Source organism: Neisseria sp. P0008.S004 (assembly GCF_051962755.1).
Taxonomy (GTDB): Bacteria; Pseudomonadota; Gammaproteobacteria; order Burkholderiales; family Neisseriaceae; genus Neisseria; species Neisseria subflava_A.
The window spans coordinates 21,493-38,459 of sequence record NZ_JBQCUZ010000002.1 but is presented as its reverse complement, the minus strand read 5'-3'; the positions used below and the strand labels follow the sequence as shown (position 1 = coordinate 38,459).

Annotated in this window: 15 protein-coding genes and 2 pseudogenes; 16 read left to right on the top strand and 1 reads right to left on the bottom strand. The window is 46.1% G+C overall.

Annotated features, from left to right (window positions below):
* Nucleotides 1–85 precede the first annotated feature (85 nt).
* Entirely contained in the window at nt 86–1,435 is a 1,350-nt protein-coding gene (gene xseA, locus ACTHSW_RS02010) for an exodeoxyribonuclease VII large subunit (protein WP_070461489.1), read from the bottom strand.
* 181 nt (nt 1,436–1,616) lie between these two features.
* Between xseA and lpxK the strand changes: the two genes are divergently transcribed.
* The 16 genes and pseudogenes from lpxK to ACTHSW_RS01930 form a co-directional block, all read left to right on the top strand.
* The gene (lpxK, locus tag ACTHSW_RS02005) at nt 1,617–2,627 is read left to right on the top strand and encodes a tetraacyldisaccharide 4'-kinase (RefSeq protein WP_070461490.1); all 1,011 of its coding nucleotides are present in this window, start codon (nt 1,617–1,619) and stop codon (nt 2,625–2,627) included.
* Nucleotides 2,628–2,691: 64 nt separating this feature from the next.
* A complete protein-coding gene (locus ACTHSW_RS02000; RefSeq protein WP_070461491.1) occupies nt 2,692–3,357 on the top strand; it encodes a DUF2059 domain-containing protein in 666 nt (221 codons plus the stop codon).
* Between the two features lie 46 nt (nt 3,358–3,403).
* Nucleotides 3,404–3,952 (top strand): DUF2059 domain-containing protein, encoded by a 549-nt coding sequence (locus ACTHSW_RS01995; RefSeq protein WP_070461492.1) that lies wholly within the window; start codon nt 3,404–3,406, stop codon nt 3,950–3,952.
* A gap of 93 nt (nt 3,953–4,045) precedes the next feature.
* Nucleotides 4,046–4,228, top strand: a complete 183-nt coding sequence (locus tag ACTHSW_RS01990; protein ID WP_003679524.1) for a Trm112 family protein — start codon at nt 4,046–4,048, stop codon at nt 4,226–4,228.
* Nucleotides 4,225–4,983, top strand: coding sequence for a 3-deoxy-manno-octulosonate cytidylyltransferase (gene kdsB / locus ACTHSW_RS01985; RefSeq protein ID WP_070461493.1), 759 nt, complete (start codon nt 4,225–4,227; stop codon nt 4,981–4,983). Before ACTHSW_RS01990 ends, kdsB begins: the two co-directional genes overlap by 4 nt.
* Before the next feature lie 21 nt (nt 4,984–5,004).
* Nucleotides 5,005–5,523, top strand: coding sequence for a 3-deoxy-manno-octulosonate cytidylyltransferase (locus ACTHSW_RS01980; protein WP_070461494.1), 519 nt, complete (start codon nt 5,005–5,007; stop codon nt 5,521–5,523).
* Between the two features lie 71 nt (nt 5,524–5,594).
* Nucleotides 5,595–6,242, top strand: a complete 648-nt coding sequence (gene adk, locus ACTHSW_RS01975) for an adenylate kinase (protein WP_003746105.1) — start codon at nt 5,595–5,597, stop codon at nt 6,240–6,242.
* Between the two features lie 110 nt (nt 6,243–6,352).
* Nucleotides 6,353–7,084 (top strand): orotidine-5'-phosphate decarboxylase, encoded by a 732-nt coding sequence (gene pyrF / locus ACTHSW_RS01970; protein WP_070461495.1) that lies wholly within the window; start codon nt 6,353–6,355, stop codon nt 7,082–7,084.
* A 13-nt stretch (nt 7,085–7,097) separates the two neighbouring features.
* The gene (locus ACTHSW_RS01965; RefSeq protein WP_070461496.1) at nt 7,098–7,769 is read left to right on the top strand and encodes an NAD(P)H-binding protein; all 672 of its coding nucleotides are present in this window, start codon (nt 7,098–7,100) and stop codon (nt 7,767–7,769) included.
* A 41-nt stretch (nt 7,770–7,810) separates the two neighbouring features.
* Nucleotides 7,811–8,773: a D-glycero-beta-D-manno-heptose-7-phosphate kinase gene (gene rfaE1, locus ACTHSW_RS01960; protein ID WP_070461497.1), complete on the top strand. Its 963-nt coding sequence runs from the start codon at nt 7,811–7,813 to the stop codon at nt 8,771–8,773.
* 139 nt (nt 8,774–8,912) lie between these two features.
* The gene (gene rfaD, locus ACTHSW_RS01955; RefSeq protein ID WP_070461498.1) at nt 8,913–9,917 is read left to right on the top strand and encodes an ADP-glyceromanno-heptose 6-epimerase; all 1,005 of its coding nucleotides are present in this window, start codon (nt 8,913–8,915) and stop codon (nt 9,915–9,917) included.
* Between the two features lie 467 nt (nt 9,918–10,384).
* Entirely contained in the window at nt 10,385–10,729 is a 345-nt protein-coding gene (locus ACTHSW_RS01950) for a hypothetical protein (protein WP_070461500.1), read from the top strand.
* A gap of 408 nt (nt 10,730–11,137) precedes the next feature.
* Entirely contained in the window at nt 11,138–11,425 is a 288-nt protein-coding gene (locus tag ACTHSW_RS01945) for a barstar family protein (protein WP_070644911.1), read from the top strand.
* Nucleotides 11,426–11,636: 211 nt separating this feature from the next.
* Nucleotides 11,637–13,097: pseudogene (locus tag ACTHSW_RS01940) on the top strand (hemagglutinin repeat-containing protein); the annotation flags it as partial.
* An 876-nt stretch (nt 13,098–13,973) separates the two neighbouring features.
* Nucleotides 13,974–14,498 carry a hypothetical protein gene (locus tag ACTHSW_RS01935; protein ID WP_070460937.1) on the top strand — a complete coding sequence of 175 codons (525 nt, stop codon included), beginning with the start codon at nt 13,974–13,976 and terminating at the stop codon, nt 14,496–14,498.
* 58 nt (nt 14,499–14,556) lie between these two features.
* A pseudogene (locus ACTHSW_RS01930) lies at nt 14,557–16,936 on the top strand (hemagglutinin repeat-containing protein); the annotation flags it as partial.
* Nucleotides 16,937–16,967 lie beyond the last annotated feature (31 nt).

The following is a 16,967-nucleotide window of genomic DNA, read 5'->3' as shown; positions in this document are numbered from 1 at the left end:
ATACCGCATTGGCAGGTTAAGGATTTTTAACAGGCAGACATAGTTTCACTTCAATCGCATAAAGTTTCAGACGGCCTTTATTTTGTCAGTCAAACAACTCGCCCTGCGCCTGCTCTTTGGTCACGCGTACGTCGGTTTCGCCGTCGGCAAAAGTGATGTGCAGTTTCTGTCCTTGTTTCAATATATCGGCATTGCGGATGACTTGTCCGCGTGTGTTTTTGACGACCGAAAAGCCGCGCTCCAGAATATGCTGCGGCGATATGGCTTCGAGCAATGCGGCTTGGGCGGTCAGGCTTTGACGGCGGTGGGCAAGCCGCTGGTGGAAGGAATGCGACAAGGTCGTCTGAAAGCGGTCGATATTGTTTTTGTAAACGGAAACATCAGGACGGCAATGTTTTAGGGTTTGGGTTTGGCGTTCAAAACGGGCGGTATGGGCGCGGAGGTTTTGCGTCATCGAATAAGACAGCGTTTGCGCCAGTTTGTTGATTGAAGCGCGTTGCTCGTCAAGTTTTTGGCGCGGATGACGGATTTGCCGTGCGAGCCAGTCAAGTTTTTGGCTGGCATCGAAATAGCGTTGTTCCAAAACGGTTTTCAGACGGCCTTGCGCTTGGGCTAGACGATGTAGCGATTCTTGGCGGTTGGGGCTGACCAATTCCGCCGCACCGGTCGGTGTCGGTGCGCGTACGTCGGCAACGAAATCGGCGAGTGTGAAATCGGTTTCGTGGCCTACGCCGCTGACGACGGGAATCGCGCAGGTTTCGATGGCGCGCACAACCGGCTCTTCATTAAACGCCCACAAGTCTTCAATGCTGCCGCCGCCACGGCAGACAATCAGCACGTCACATTCGGCGCGTTGCGAAGCGGTTTTAATCGCTTGGGCAATTTGCAACTCGCTGCCTGTGCCTTGTACGGGCGTCGGATAAACGATAACAGGGATTTCGGGCGCGCGGCGGTTTAAGGTGGTCACAACATCGCGCAAAGCCGCCGCCGCCAGACTGGTGACGATGCCGATACATTGCGGACGGGCAGGTAAAGGTTTCTTGCGTTCCGCCGCAAACGCGCCTTCCGCCTGTAACTGCGCCTTCAATCGCTCATAGGCTTCGTAAAGCTGCCCCAAGCCTTTGAGCCGTACTTCGTTTACGGTAATCTGAAATTCGCCCCGCGCTTCGTAAATACTGATTTTCCCTGATACTTCGATATGGTCGCCTTCTTTCAAAGGCTTCGCCAAGCGCATGGCCGCACCCTTAAACATGGCGCAACGCACCTGCGCGCGGCTGTCTTTGAGCGAGAAATAATAATGTCCGCTGGCGGCACGGATCAGGTTGGACACTTCGCCCGCAATCCACAAACCGGCAAGATGGTCTTCCAGCAAGGCTTTGGCGAGGGCGTTAAGTTCGGATACGGAAATGGAGGAGGGCGCGAAGAGTTCGGACATTGCGAAACGGGAAAAATTTGGGAAAGTTGAATTATAAGGGTTTTAGAGCGATTCGTTGTATTCGTTTTTATGAAACTTTCGCCCTTTGTTTTAATATTATCAAAGCCGCATGTTCAGGCAGCCTTGTCTGGGCGGGCTTGTGTTATATTATCGTTTGATTTTCGCTTCAAAAGCCGTGCGTATGCCCAAACTCCACCAAATTATCGAACGCCATTGGCAATCCCCCAATCCGTTTTTGTCTTTTCTGTTAAAACCATTGTCCAAGCTGTTTGCCAAAATTGCTGCGAAACGGCGCGATGATTTTGTTTCAGGCCGTCTGAAAAGCGAAAAATTGCCAGTGCCTGTGGTGATGGTCGGCAATATCCATGCAGGTGGGACAGGGAAAACGCCGATAGTCGCCGCGCTGGTGTCGGGTTTGCAGGAAAAGGGCGTTAAGGTCGGCATCATCAGCCGAGGTTACGGGCGCAAGAGCAAGGCGGTTCATGTATTGAATACAGCCAGCAGTGCGGCAGATGCAGGCGACGAGCCTTTATTGCTGTTTCGCCAAACCAGTGCGCCGACGGCGGTAGGCAGCAGCCGTGCAGAAGCAGGCAGGGCATTGCTTGCGGCGTATCCGGAGCTTGAATTGATTGTGGCCGACGACGGCTTGCAACATTATGCCTTGCAACGCGATATGGAAATTGCCGTCTTCCCGGCGGCAGATACAGGACGCACCAATTTGGATTTACTGCCCAACGGCAGCTTGCGCGAACCTTTGTCTCGATTGGCTTCCGTTGATGCGGTTGTCGTCAGCGGGGGGCAAGCAGATACGGCATTTAGGCCGTCTGAAAATATGTTTGCCAGCCATATTGAAACAGGGCAGATTTACCGTTTGAACAGGCCGTCTGAAAAATTGGATTTGGCGGGTTTGGGAAATCAAACCGTCGCCGCCGTTGCCGGTATTGCCAAGCCGGAGCGTTTTTTCAATACGTTGCAAAGCATGAATATTGCTTTAAAACAAACCGTTGCCTTGCCTGATCATGCAGATATTACGGCGGCGGATTTGCCGGACGCAGATGTGGTGATTATCACGGAAAAGGATGCGGTCAAATTTTCAGACGATCAGGGCCTGAATCATGTGTGGGTCTTGCCTGTTTATGCGATAATTGAGCCGGACTTGGCGGCGTTCGTATCCGCGAATGTTTCAATCTAAATGCTTATAGATGTTTCACAGATGTTTTAAAGATGATCTTCAAACTACGCGATAGGAGTAAATCATGAAGTTAAAATATTTGTTGGTTGCTTGCGCAGCTTTATTTGCATCCACTCAAAGCTTAGCTGCTAAACCAAGTGATGAATCTGCAATAAAATGGTTGGAGATTCAAGGGATAAGCAGTAATTATAGCGAGAAAGTACAACGTTCTTTGGAGATGGTAAATAAAGAGGACAATGAGCGCTTGTTAACGATGACGCCCAAAGCTCAAAAAGCGCAGATGAAGGCGGTCATCAGCCGTTATATGAAAAACATGCAAGACGATTTGAGCCGCCCTGAGTTGAAAAAACAATGGTTGGATGAAGAAAAGCGTGCCGTACAGAAAGTATTTACACAAGAAGAAGTCGATGTACTCAACAGCTTCTTCTCTTCCCCTCGGGGCAAGGGTATTTTGAAAAAAATCAATCATCTCAGACAGCATGGCGGAGATATTGACAATGTGCTGAGCCAAGCAGACGTGGATAGCATAGTAAAAGTATTTGAGCATGGGGCCGGTAAGTCTGCATTTGAAAAGATAGAACGTTTCGACAAATTGAATGATGAGATTGTTGAAAAGACAATGAGCAACAACTATATCAACGCAAGCAGGAAATATACACCTGCTTTTGAGGAGCAAACACATGGTATTTTATGCAAAGGCAACAAACATTTGCCGAATTGTGCCAAATAATTTTCCGACTATCTGAAAATATTTTTTTATTGAAAAGGAGAAAAAAATGAAACTGAAAACCTTATTATTGCCCTTCGCCACGCTGGCCTTGTGTGCCAATGCGTTTGCCGCGCCGCCCAGTGATGCGTCGCTGGAGCGTTGGTTGGATACACAGAATTTTGACCGGGAATTAGAAAAAAATATGATTGACGGTTTCAATGTTGGATTTAAACCGTATGCAGATAAAGCCCTTGCCAAAGTACCGGAAGCGAAAAAAGAGCAAATAGCAAAAGCTATTGATCGTTATCGCGAAAATGTTTTGAGAGATTTAATGACGCCCGAAGTGAAACAGACTATCCGCAATAATTTATTAAAGAATGCCAAATTAACATACACTCAAGAAGAAGTTGACGGCATGATTGCCTTTAATAGTTCACCTGTCGGGCAGGCTGTTGTTGTTAAGACTCCTCTTATGCGCAATCAAGCTATGAACGAACTAATGACTTTTGGATTGGCATTAACAGAGAAAGCTGCACAGCGTCATATGCCTGAATTTGCGAAAGAGGTGCAAGGTATCATGTGCGGCGGCAAAAAACCTGATGCAAGCTGTAATTAAGCCAAATAGGTTGGGAAAAGCATAAGAAATAAATTATAGTCGTCTGAAAAATATTTCAGACGACCTCCAATTTATCAAACCCGAAAGTACCCCATGGAAAAAAAATTCTTAGACATCCTTGTTTGTCCTGTGACCAAAGGCAAACTCGAATACCATCAAGACAAACAGGAATTGTGGAGCCGTCAGGCGAAGTTGGCTTATCCGATTCGTGACGGCATCCCTTATATGTTGGAAAACGAAGCACGAGCGTTGAGCGAAGAGGAACTGAAAGCATGACCGAATTTGTCGTATTGATTCCGGCGCGGTTGGATTCTTCACGTCTGCCGGGTAAGGCTTTGGCCGATATTCACGGTAAACCGATGGTTGTACGCGTCGCCGAACAGGCGGCAAAAAGCGAGGCTGCGCGTGTTGTCGTTGCCACCGACCATCCCGATATTCAGACGGCCTGTCAGGCGCATGGCATCGAAGTGGTCATGACTTCCAATCAACACGAAAGCGGTACAACGCGCCTTGCCGAAGCGGCCAATACGCTGAAACTGCCGCAACATCTGATTGTCGTGAACGTACAAGGCGATGAGCCTTTAATCGACCCAGAGCTCATCAACCGTACGGCTGAAGTTTTGGTTGAAAATAATGTGCAAATGGCAACCGCCGCTCATGAATTGCACGATTTTGACGAGTTTATGAATCCCAATGTCGTCAAAGTCATCCTTGATAAAAACCGCAACGCCATCTATTTCAGCCGCGCCCCGATTCCTTATCCGCGCGACGCCATGCGCGCCGAAAAACGCGAATTACCTTCTGAAACAGCCGTTTTGCGCCATATCGGCATTTATGCCTATCGTGCAGGCTTCCTGCAACGCTATTCGGAAATGGATGTTTCTCCTTTGGAAACCATCGAATCGCTGGAACAGTTGCGCGTCCTGTGGCACGGTTATCCGATTGCTGTTGAAATCACCCAAGAAGCGCCTGCTGCCGGTGTGGATACGCAGGAAGATTTGGACAGAGTGCGTGTTGCGTTTAAATCTTAAGGCCGTCTGAAAGGAAAAGACATGAATGATTTCCGCCATTTGAGCCGTGAAGAACAAAAATTGCTTGCCGACGTGGCGAAGCTGGTAAGAGAAGATGAGCAAGAATTCAACTATGATATGCTGAAAATAGAAGCGCCGGAGCAGGCCAGCGGCGAGTTCTGGTTCCGCATGGCAGAAATGCTCAGCACTTTGCCGCCCAACCAGTCATTGGACTTGCGTATGAACGGCGGGCGCTTGACTGTTGCCGTATCGATTTTGTCGGTATTGCTGCAAGACAATCCCGATATTCCTCAGCTTTGGGCACAAAAAATCATTGCGCTCAACTATTTGGCTCATGGCCATCAAACCCGTGCAATCGGTTTGGCGCAGCAGCCTGACAAAGCGGCCGAAGCCAATGAGGAAGAATATTTGGCGAAAGCCTTATCGCAAAACTTGCTTTCCACTTTGAAAGACGCGATAGAGCGATTCCCTGAAGACGCATGGTTTATCGGAATGCGCGACGATGCATGGAAGCATTTCGGCCCGAAAGAGGCCGTCTGAAGTTTTGAACGATAAACACAAGCCGTGTAAAATTATCTGAACATTAAATCCGTCAACCAAAAGGACTCATCATGAAAGTATTATTGTTGGGCGCACCAGGCGCCGGCAAAGGCACACAGGCTCAATTCATCACTGCTGCATTCGGCATTCCTCAAATCTCTACCGGCGACATGCTCCGCGCAGCCATCAAAGCAGGCACTCCGTTGGGTTTGGAAGCAAAAAAAATCATTGATGAAGGCGGTTTGGTGCGCGACGACATCATTATCGGCATGGTTAAAGAGCGTATTGCCCAAGACGACTGCAAAAACGGTTTCCTGTTTGACGGTTTCCCACGTACATTGGCACAAGCCGAAGCCATGGTTGAAGCTGGTGTGGATTTGGATGCCGTGGTTGAAATCGATGTACCTGACAGCGTGATTGTCGACCGCATGAGCGGCCGCCGCGTGCATTTGGCCTCCGGCCGTACTTACCACGTTACCTACAATCCGCCTAAAGTCGAAGGCAAAGACGACGTAACCGGCGAAGATTTGATTCAACGCGACGACGACAAAGAAGAAACCGTGAAAAAACGCCTTGCCGTTTACCACGAGCAAACCGAAGTTTTGGTTGATTTTTACAGCAAACTGGAAGGCGAACACGCGCCGAAATACATCAAAGTTGACGGCACCCAAGCAGTAGAAGCCGTGAAAGCCGAAGTATTGAAAGGTTTGGGCAAATAAGTTTTGCCAAAGTAAAATCATGAGGCCGTCTGAAAAAATATTTTCAGACGGCCTTTTGTGTACAAAAGCTGTTAAAATCGAAGCTATAACCGTTTATCCGCAGGTATCTTATGAATCCCTTGATCTCCGACTTCCAAACTCAGCAACAACGTACTCCCGTCATCGTCGCCCTCGATTTTGCCAACGAAAAAGATACGCTCGGATTTGTCCGCAATCTTGACCCGACACTGTGTCAAATCAAAATCGGTAAAGAGCTGTTCACCGCAACCGGCCGCAATTTGGCAGAAAGCTTAATCAATCAAGGTTTCAAACTTTTCCTCGATTTGAAATACCACGATATTCCCCACACAGTTGCTCAGGCCTGTAAAGTTGCCGCCGATATGGGCGTGTGGATGGTCGATATGCACGCATCGGGCGGTCGCCGCATGATGGAAGCAGCAGCAGAAGCCGTTGCCGGATATCAAACCAAGCCGCTTTTGATCGGCGTAACCGTGTTGACCAGCATGGAACAAAGCGACTTGGCAGAAATCGGTTTGAACATCGCCCCTGAAGAACAAGTCATCCGCTTGGCGAAACTGGCGCAAAGTTCGGGCTTGGACGGCGTAGTATGTTCCGCTCAAGAAGCCGTACCATTGCGCCGCGAATTGGGACAGGATTTTGTCTTGGTCACACCGGGCATCCGCTTAGATGTTGCAGGCAATAATGATGACCAGCGCCGTATTATGACGCCGGCCGAAGCCTTGGCTGCCGGTTCAACCTATTTGGTAATGGGCCGTCCGGTAACTAAAGCTGCCGATCCGGTAGCTGTATTGCGCGAAGTGAACCGCGTGGCAAACGCTTAAGGCCGTCTGAAGTATGAAGGCGATTGTGATTGGCGCGACAGGCGCAACAGGAAAATCCTTGTTGCCTTTACTTGCAACCAGTTCAGAGGTTGAGTCCATCGACTGTTTTGGTCGCAGACATCCTGATTTTACTCACCAAAAGCTAAATAGCCATCAGATTGATTTTTCTAAGCCTGATGATTGGCGTGAAAAAGTGCAGGGCGATGTATTGTTTGCCTGCTTGGGAACTACCTTGAAAGCGGCTGGCAGTAAAGAAGCGCAATGGGCAATTGATTATGAGGCAAATCTTGAATTTGCCAAAGCCGCACGAGAAAACGGCGTCAATACTTTGGTTTTGATTTCCGCTTCCGGTGCAAATTCTGCTTCGAGCCTGTTTTATCAACGGATGAAGGGCGAATTGGAGCAAGCAATTATCGCTTTGAATTTTCCGCACCTTATTATTTTCCGCCCGCCATTGCTGATTCGTCCGAACAGCGACCGCTTGGGCGAAAAAATAGCAGAACGGATTTCTCGCGTACTCAACCGCATCGGCATGCTGAAAAACCAACGTCCGCTTGCTGTCGAAAAATTGGCGCAAGCCATGCTGAAAGCAGCGTTGTTGTCATCTCATGAACAGGCGTCGTACTCGAAAAACCATATGCAGGTATATGAGCCTCAAGATATTTTTAGGCTGTTAGATCAATAAACTGATAACAAGCCTTACACAGAGATTTTAATGGAGCCAGTATGGTAACCAAGTTCCAACAAGAAACCCTAAAATCACGTTTTGCACAAGCCAAAGTCCTTGTCGTCGGCGATGTGATGCTCGACCGCTATTGGTTTGGCGATGTGTCCCGTATTTCTCCTGAAGCCCCAGTGCCGGTGGCGAAAATCGCCCGTATCGACCAACGAGCGGGTGGGGCGGCGAACGTTGCGCGCAATATCGCCTCATTGGGCGGTAAAGTAGGGCTGTTGTCCGTGACCGGCGATGATGAAGCTGCAGATGCGTTGGACGCATTGATGATGCAAGACGGCGTTTCTTCCTATCTGATGCGCGATAAGCAAATTGCGACTACTGTCAAATTGCGTGTCGTTGCCCGCAACCAGCAGCTTATCCGACTTGACTTTGAAGAATTGCCTCATCGTGAGGTGTTGGAACAAATCAAACATCAATATCGAGAAGTGTTGCCTGAATACGATGCCATTATTTTTTCAGACTACGGCAAGGGCGGTTTGTCGCATATTTCCGATATGATCGATTGGGCGAAGCAGGCCGGTAAACCCGTTTTAATCGACCCGAAAGGCGATGATTACGAGAAATATGCCGGCGCTACGCTGATTACGCCGAATCGTGCAGAATTGAAAGAAGTGGTGGGCAGCTGGAAAAACGAAAATGATTTGACTGAAAAAGCCCAAAACCTGCGCCGTCATCTTGATTTGACCGCGATTTTGCTGACCCGAAGTGAAGAGGGTATGACCCTGTTCAATGAGGGTGAGCCGATTTATCAGCCTACACGGGCCCAAGAAGTCTATGATGTATCGGGTGCAGGCGATACTGTTATTGCCGGAGTGGGTTTGGGTTTGGCCGCTGGTTATACCATGCCTGAAGCGATGCACCTTGCTAATACGGCAGCGGGCGTTGTCGTGGCAAAACTTGGTACGGCGGTTTGCTCGTTTGCCGAATTGACCAAGGCATTGGAAGAGCAATAATTGCTGTTTCAGACGGCCTTAAAATCTAAAGGCCGTCTGAAAATAGAGTTGGAAAATAATCCAGACAGACAAGTTTTTATTTTCAGACGGCATGATTACTTCAAGGCCGTCTGAAAAATCAAAATAAAGGAAACTCATTATGACCATTATCGTAACAGGCGCGGCCGGCTTTATCGGCAGCAACATCGTTAAAGCACTTAACCAGCGCGGTATTACCGACATTGTTGCCGTCGATAATTTGAGCAAAGGCGAAAAATTTAAAAACCTTGCCGAGTGTGAAATTGCCCATTATCTCGATAAACACGAATTTATCCGCCAAGTGCGCGGCCATCTTCTGCCTTACGACGATATCGAAGCCGTTTTTCATCAAGGCGCATGTTCCGATACCATGAATCATGATGGTCTTTACATGATGGACAACAACTACCAGTACACGCTCGATCTCTTGGACTGGTGTCAGGATGAACGCATTCCGTTCCTTTATGCCTCCAGCGCTGCTGTATATGGTAAGGGCGAAATCTTCCGCGAAGAGCGCGAACTGGAAAAACCGCTCAATGTGTATGGCTACTCTAAATTCTTGTTTGACCAAGTATTGCGCCGCCGAATGGAAGAAGGTTTGACCGCCCGAGTCGTCGGCTTCCGCTACTTCAATGTTTACGGACAACAGGAACAACACAAAGGCCGTATGGCATCGGTTGCCTTCCATCATTTCCACCAATACCGCGAGCATGGTTATGTTAATCTGTTTGGCGCTAATGACGGCTACGGTAATGGCGAGCAAACACGCGATTTTGTCAGCGTAGAAGACGTTGCCAAAGTTAACCTTTACTTCTTCGATCATCCCGAGCTTTCAGGCATCTTCAATCTCGGTACAGGTCGTAGCCAACAGTTTAACGATCTTGCCGCTGCCACCGTCAACGCCTGCCGTGCAGCCGAAGGCAAGCCTGAAATGAGTTTGAAAGAGTTGGTTGAAGAAGAACTTATTCGTTATATCCCATTCCCAGATGCGCTTAAAGGCAAATATCAGAGCTTTACTCAAGCGGATATCACCAAGCTGCGCGAAGCCGGGTATAAAGAAGAATTCTTGGATGTAAAACAAGGCGTCAGCCGTTACGTTAAATGGATGCTGGAAAACTTGGTTTAATCCTTCTTGGCTTAAATGAAGAAAGGCCGTCTGAAAAAGGATTTTCAGACGGCCTCATCATTTTGGGAGGCTTTAAAATTATAAATTTGCCTTTATTCGATAAGAATGGAAATAGCGTTTTTTACAACAAAGGTTTCAAAAAGGCTTAGTAGGGTAGCAGTGGATCTGCTGGAGTATTTGTAAAAGCTGTTGAGATATTATAGGTGTGAATAGATGAAATGAGACGATGCTATAACCAGTAAAATAAAAATGACTGGAAGTTTTTTAGTCTATTTATATTTAGGGACTGTACTAGATTATCCATCTGTACTTTTTCTTTAATTTTCAGTGTATTATAATCATATTTCAAGGGTAGCATATCTGCTAATCTAGTAAAGCCCCTAAAATTAATACGAATGGTAAGCAGCAGGGACGCACTCAAGCTGAATATAATGAAATAACACATTTTAAGATAAGGAGTCATTGATATGAAACAGATAGTTGTCCCTTTAAGTGTTGAAGCCATGAAAAAATTAGATTACGATCAAGCTGATGATAATGAACTATATGTATTTAAACTTTCAGAACAAGAGGTTAATTTGTTATTTGAGAAAAATTTCTTCGATAAAATAAATGAGATAATAGATACATATATAGATGATTATGAGGATGAAAAAATAATTGATTTAAGAAAATTAATTATTCTAAAAAATTTTTTACAAGATAATTCCCATCAGGCATTGACAGATATCCCTCTTAGAATATATCAAAATATTTTATTTTTAACTCAGCTGGCTATTTCCAAACAGACAGGTTTATTTTTCTTTTTTTAAATAACAAGCGCATTTGGAAATGCAAACCATAGCCCATATAAAACTTAAACTCAACAAGTAGCATGTGTGCAGAACGCACGCATGCGGTTCTCAAGGTTTGAGCCAAAAGGTCGTCTGAAACAACAAATACCTTTCTTTTAATAAGTTGCCACAGCAATCAGACAAAAGCAGCCTATCTCCACATCCATATAGGCAACATAGGGGAGATATTTTGTAAATTCTACAAATATTTTACCTGCTAAACAGGGTAGGATATGGTATGAAGCGAACATTAGCTTAATAAACACTATGTCAAGATCGAATCAGGCTGGTACTAGATTGTTGTATTCCAATGATGGATTGCTATATAACAACTGATCGTTATATCTCTGCAACACAAATTGGAACTTGTAAATAGGAGTATAACTTATGCAATTAGAGATTATCGGCAGTAAAATTTATACTGAACAAGATTTTCATAATCAAATTTCAAAAATATTTTCTATACATGATTATTATGGGAACAATCTTGATGCTCTGTGGGATTTATTAAGCACAAATTTAGAACGACCGATTACTTTGGTATGGAAAGATGCTATGTTCTCAAAAAATCAATTAGAAAATATATTTATTGAAATAGTAAAGGTTCTAGAAAGAGTTAAGAAACAAGATGAGGATTATGGATTCGAAGAAAAATTTAATTATATTTTAGAGTAAGTAAACCCTAATTACATTACGTACACAGGCTTAAAACTCCCCAAAGCCAATTAAGCAAGCCGTAACCCATATAAAACTTAAACTCAACAAGTAGCATGTGTACGGAACGTACGCATGCAGTTCTCAGGGTTTAAGCCAAGAGGGTCGTCTGAAACAACAAATACAGTTTCAGACGACCTTTCTTTCAACAAGCCACCACAGCAATCAGACAAAAGCAACCCACCGCCACACCCATATCGGTAGCACGGCCGGCAAAACGATTATCCGAAACGGCGGGGATACCACCCTCAAAGGTGCGCAGCTTATCGGCAAAGGCGTACAGGCAGATACGCGCAACCTGCATATAGAAAGTGTTCAAGATACTGAAACCTATCAAAGCAAACAACAAAACGCCAGTGCACAAGTTACCGTAGGTTATGGCTTCAGTGCCAGTGGCGATTACAGCCAAAGCAAAATCCGAGCCGACCATGCTTCGGTAACCGAGCAAAGCGGTATTTATGCCGGAGAAGACGGCTATCAAATCAAGGTCGGAAACCATACAGACCTCAAAGGCGGCATCATCACCAGCAGCCAAAGCGCAGAAGACGAAGGCAAAAACCGCTTTCAGACGGCCACCCTCACCCATAGCGACATTCAAAACCACAGCCGCTACAAAGGCGAAAGTTTTGGATTGGGTGCCAGCGTTGCCGTAAGCGGCAAAACACTGGGACAGGGAGCACAAAATAAGCCTCAAAACAAACACCTGACAAGCGTAGCGGATAAAAACGGCGCAAGTTCATCAGTAGGTTACGGCAGCGACAGCGACAGTCAAAGCAGCATCACAAAAAGCGGCATCAACACCCGAAACATACACATCACCGACGAAGCCACACAAATCAGACTGACAGGCAAAACAGCGGCACAAACCAAAGCCGATATTGATACAAACGTAACCACAGACACCGCCGAACGACATTCGGGCAGCCTGAAAAACGTATTTGACAAAGATAGAGTGCAAAGTGAACTGGATTTACAAAGAACCGTCAGCCAAGATTTTAGTAAAAATGTCCAACAAGCCAATACCGAGATTAACCAACATTTAGACAAACTCAAAGCAGACAAAGAAGCAGCCGAAACAGCAGCAGCCGAGGCATTAGCCAATGGCGATATGGAAACTGCCAAACGCAAAGCTCATGAAGCTCAAGATGCGGCAGCAAAAGCAGATAATTGGCAACAAGGCAAAGTCATTCTCAACATGTTAGCCTCAGGCTTAGCTGCGCCGACCCAAAGCGGAGCAGGCATCGCTGCGGCTACCGCATCGCCGGCCGTATCGTATGCGATTGGACAGCACTTTAAAGATTTAGCCGGTCAAAACGCGAATGGCAAACTAACCGCCAGTCAAGAAACCGCTCACGTTCTTGCTCACGCGGTATTAGGAGCAGCGGTTGCAGCAGCAGGGGACAATAACGCCCTAGCAGGAGCATTGAGTGCAGGTGGAGCGGAAGCAGCTGCGCCTTACATCAGCAAATGGTTATACGGCAAAGAAAAAGGAAGCGACTTAACGGTGGAAGAGAAAGAAACTGTAACAGCGATTACAAACTTATTGAGTACGGCAACGGGTGCGGCAGTGGGCAACAGTGCAACAGATGGAGTGCAAGGCAGCCTGAATGCGAATAGTGCGGTGGAGAATAATTATATTTCTTTCCCAAACAAAAATGACGCAATGCAATTTATTAATATCATCGCACCCTCTACTCCAAATTTAAAATTGAAAGTTGATGGAAACAATAGATTAGTCATTGATGGTTATCATTATGAAAATTTAGATGGTGTATTAACTTTGGTATCTGATAAAACAGGAGCACCAATTGTTTTACAAGGAAAAACTGTATTTGAAAATCTTTTAATTAGTAGCATGAAAAACCCTGATGAAAATAAATTTCCTATTACAGATAATTCGACACTATATGTTGATTCATATGCCAAAATGATTTGGGATCCAAGTGATTTTAATACACCAAACATGAATGATAATGCTCAAACAAATAAAGAATATCAGCATTTAGCAAATCGTTTACTTATTACACAACCTATAGTTGAACGTTTAATTTCTCAAAATTATACCCAAAATAGTGAAGAATTTGATAAGGCGGAAACAGAACTAAATTCAATCTTACATAAATATCGATATAATCGTTTAAAAGCTTTTTTAACATATGCAACACCTATAAAGTTGAAACAACAACAAGGTCGAAATTTGACATCTGAAGAGCATAATTTGCTGCAAGATGCAAATTTAGCAGCCCAATATCATGCTAGACTAAAGATGTTCTCAGATAATATTTATAAAAAAGGGATGAATGTACAGAGTGATATTCTAAAAGAAAAATTCCCACATCTAAAAGATAAAATTATTAGTGCAAATAAACCTGACAATTATACGGAAAATGGAAAAGTTGTAGGTTTAATATCAGATTTTGGAGCAGTAAAATTTATTATGTATACCAACCCAGAACAAAATCAAATATTGAAAACTAGATTTATTATCGAATAAATAGAAAGCCGTCTTATGTATAGTAATAAATTAATAACCCTGTTTTTTCTATTGCCTTTATTGTGCCATGCAGTTGAGTTTGATGAAACTCAATATAACGACTGTAAAGATAGAGCTATGTTATGTGTTGCTAGAATTTATTCTCCCAAAGGCAATAACTATAAATCTATGTGGTATGACGACAATGGCAAGTTAGCATTTATATCCTTTACTAATCAACAAATGGAAAATCAAGGTCACCCATCTCTAGCGATGTTTATTAGTGATGACAAAATATCTGATACCAATATTGATGAATTTTTAGCATCTTTCGATCCTGATAAATATCGAATATCTCATGATCCAAGATATAAATTTTTACCATTAGTATGTCAAACTCATTGTGATCCTTATTCTCTTTTTAATATTGATAACAAATTTAAACCTGATGAGAAAGATAAAATCTTTTTTTCAATCCCGACAGATAACACAGATTTTTATAAGAGTTTTTATTTAAATAAGGATTATATAAAAGGTATATATCCTAAGGCTGTGTTTTAATATAGTGTTGATAGGCGTACTTGGCTTCAATGTATTCAACAGGATAGGTTTATTCCTAACCGCCCAAAGCAGCACCTTTGAAGGCAAGCAAGTTGTATTGCAGGCAAGAAACGATGCCAACATTCTTGGCAGCAATGTTATTTCCGATAATGGCACCCGGATTCAAGCAGGCAATCATGTTCGCATTGGTACAACCCAAACTCAAAGTCAGAGCGAAGGCTATCATCAAACCCAAAAATCAGGCTTGATGAGCGCAGGGATTGGCTTCACGATTGGCAGCAAGACAAACACACAAGAAAACCAATCCCAAAGCAACGAACATACAGGCAGTACCGTAGGCAGCTTGAAAGGCGATACCACCATTGTTGCAGGCAAACACTACGAACAAATCGGCAGTACCGTTTCCAGCCCAGAAGGCAACAATATCATCCATGCCCAAAGCATAGACATTCAAGCGGCACACAACAAATTAAACAGTAATACCACCCAAATCTATGAACAAAAAGGCTTAACGGTGGCATTCAGTTCGCCCGTTACCGATTTGGCACAACAAGCGATTGCCGTCGCACAAAGCAGCAAACAAGTCGGACAAAGCAAAAATGGTCGTGTCAATGCCATGGCAGCTGCCAATGCAGGCTGGTAAGCCTATCAAACAGGTAAGAGTGCACAAAACTTAGCCAATGGTACAACCAATGCCAAACAAGTCAGCATCTCTATAACCTACGGCGAACAGCAAAACTGACAAACCACCCGAGTTCAAGCAAGCCAAGCCCAAGCGAGTCAAATTCAAGCAGGCGGTAAAACCACATTAATCGCCACAGGCGCAGCAGAACAATCCAATATCCACATTACCGGCTCAGATGTTGCCGGCAAAGCAGGAACCGGCCTGATTGCCGATAACGACATCACACTCCAATCCGCCGAACAAAGCAGCAGCGAACGCAGCAACAACAAAAGCAGCGGCTGGAACGCAGGTGCTGCCGTATCATTCGGACAAGGAGGCTGGTCTAGGCTTTACCGCAGGCGGCAATGTCGGCAAAGGCTACGGCAATGGCGATAGCGTAACCCACCGCCATAGCCACATAGGAGAAAAAGGCAGCCAAACCCTTATCCAAAGTGGTGGCGATACCATCATCAAAGGCGCACAAGTATGCGGCACAGGCGTACAAGTTAATGCCAAAAACCTAAGTATTCAAAGCGTACAAGATAGCGAAACCTATCAGAGCAAACAGCAAAACGGCAATGTCCAAGTTACCGTCGGTTACGGATTCAGTGCAAGCGGCAGTTACAGCCAAAGCAAAGTCAAAGCAGACCATGCCTCGGTAACCGAGCAAAGCGGTATTTATGCCGGAGAAGACGGCTATCAAATCAAAGTCAGAGACAACACAGACCTCAAGGGCGGCATCATCACCTCCGGCAAGAGTGCCGAAGACAAAGGAAAAACCCTTTTTCAGACGGCCACCCTTGCTGCCGGCGACATTCAAAACCACAGCCGCTACGAAGGCAAAAGCTTCGGCATCGGCGGCCGTTTGGATCTGAACGGCGGCTGGGACGGCACGGTTACCGACAAACAAGGCAGGCCTGCCGACAGGATCAGCTCGGCAGCCGGCTACGGCAGCGACGGAGACAGCAAAAACAGCACCACCCGCAGCGGCATCAACACCCGCAACATACACATCACCGACGAAGCGGGACAACTTGCCCGAACAGGCAGGACTGCGAAAGAAACCGAAGCGCGTATCCACACCGGCATCGACACCGAAACTGCAGATCAACACTCGGGCCGTCTGAAAAACAGCTTCGACAAAGACGCGGTGGCCAAAAAAATCAACCTGCAAAGGGAAGTAACGCAGGAGTTCGGCGGGACACTGCAAGGCCTCAATACCGAAATCGAACGCAGCCTGGACGGGCTGAAGGAAAAATGGGAAAAAGGCGAAATCAGCCGGAATGAATACGAAGACGGCCTCAAAGTAAGGCAGCGGGGCAAAGTCCTGCTCAACATGATAGGCGCGGGCTTGTCCGCCCCGACCGATAGCGTGGTGGGCATAACGGCCGCCACCGCGAGTCCCGCCCTGTCCTACCAAATCGGACAATACTTCAAAGGGCTGGCGCAGGAAAATCCGGACGGCAGGCTGACGGCGGGTCAGGAAACTGCCCACATCCTCGCCCACGGCGTACTCGGGGCGGCGGTATCCGCAGCGGGCGGCAGCGACGCTTTAACCGGCGCGCTGGCATCGGGAGGCGCGGAAGCGGCCGCATCCGTCATCGGCAGATGGCTGTACGGAAAAGGCGACGGCGGCAGCCTGAGCGCGGAGGAAAAAGAGACCATTTCGGCCATCACGAGGATACTGGGTACGGCCGCCGGGGCGGCTGCGGGAAATTCGTCTGCGGATACCGTGCAGGGCGGGATGGCGGCCGATGGGGCGGTAACAAATAATTTTGTTCACAGATTGCGGACGTTAGCAGCGC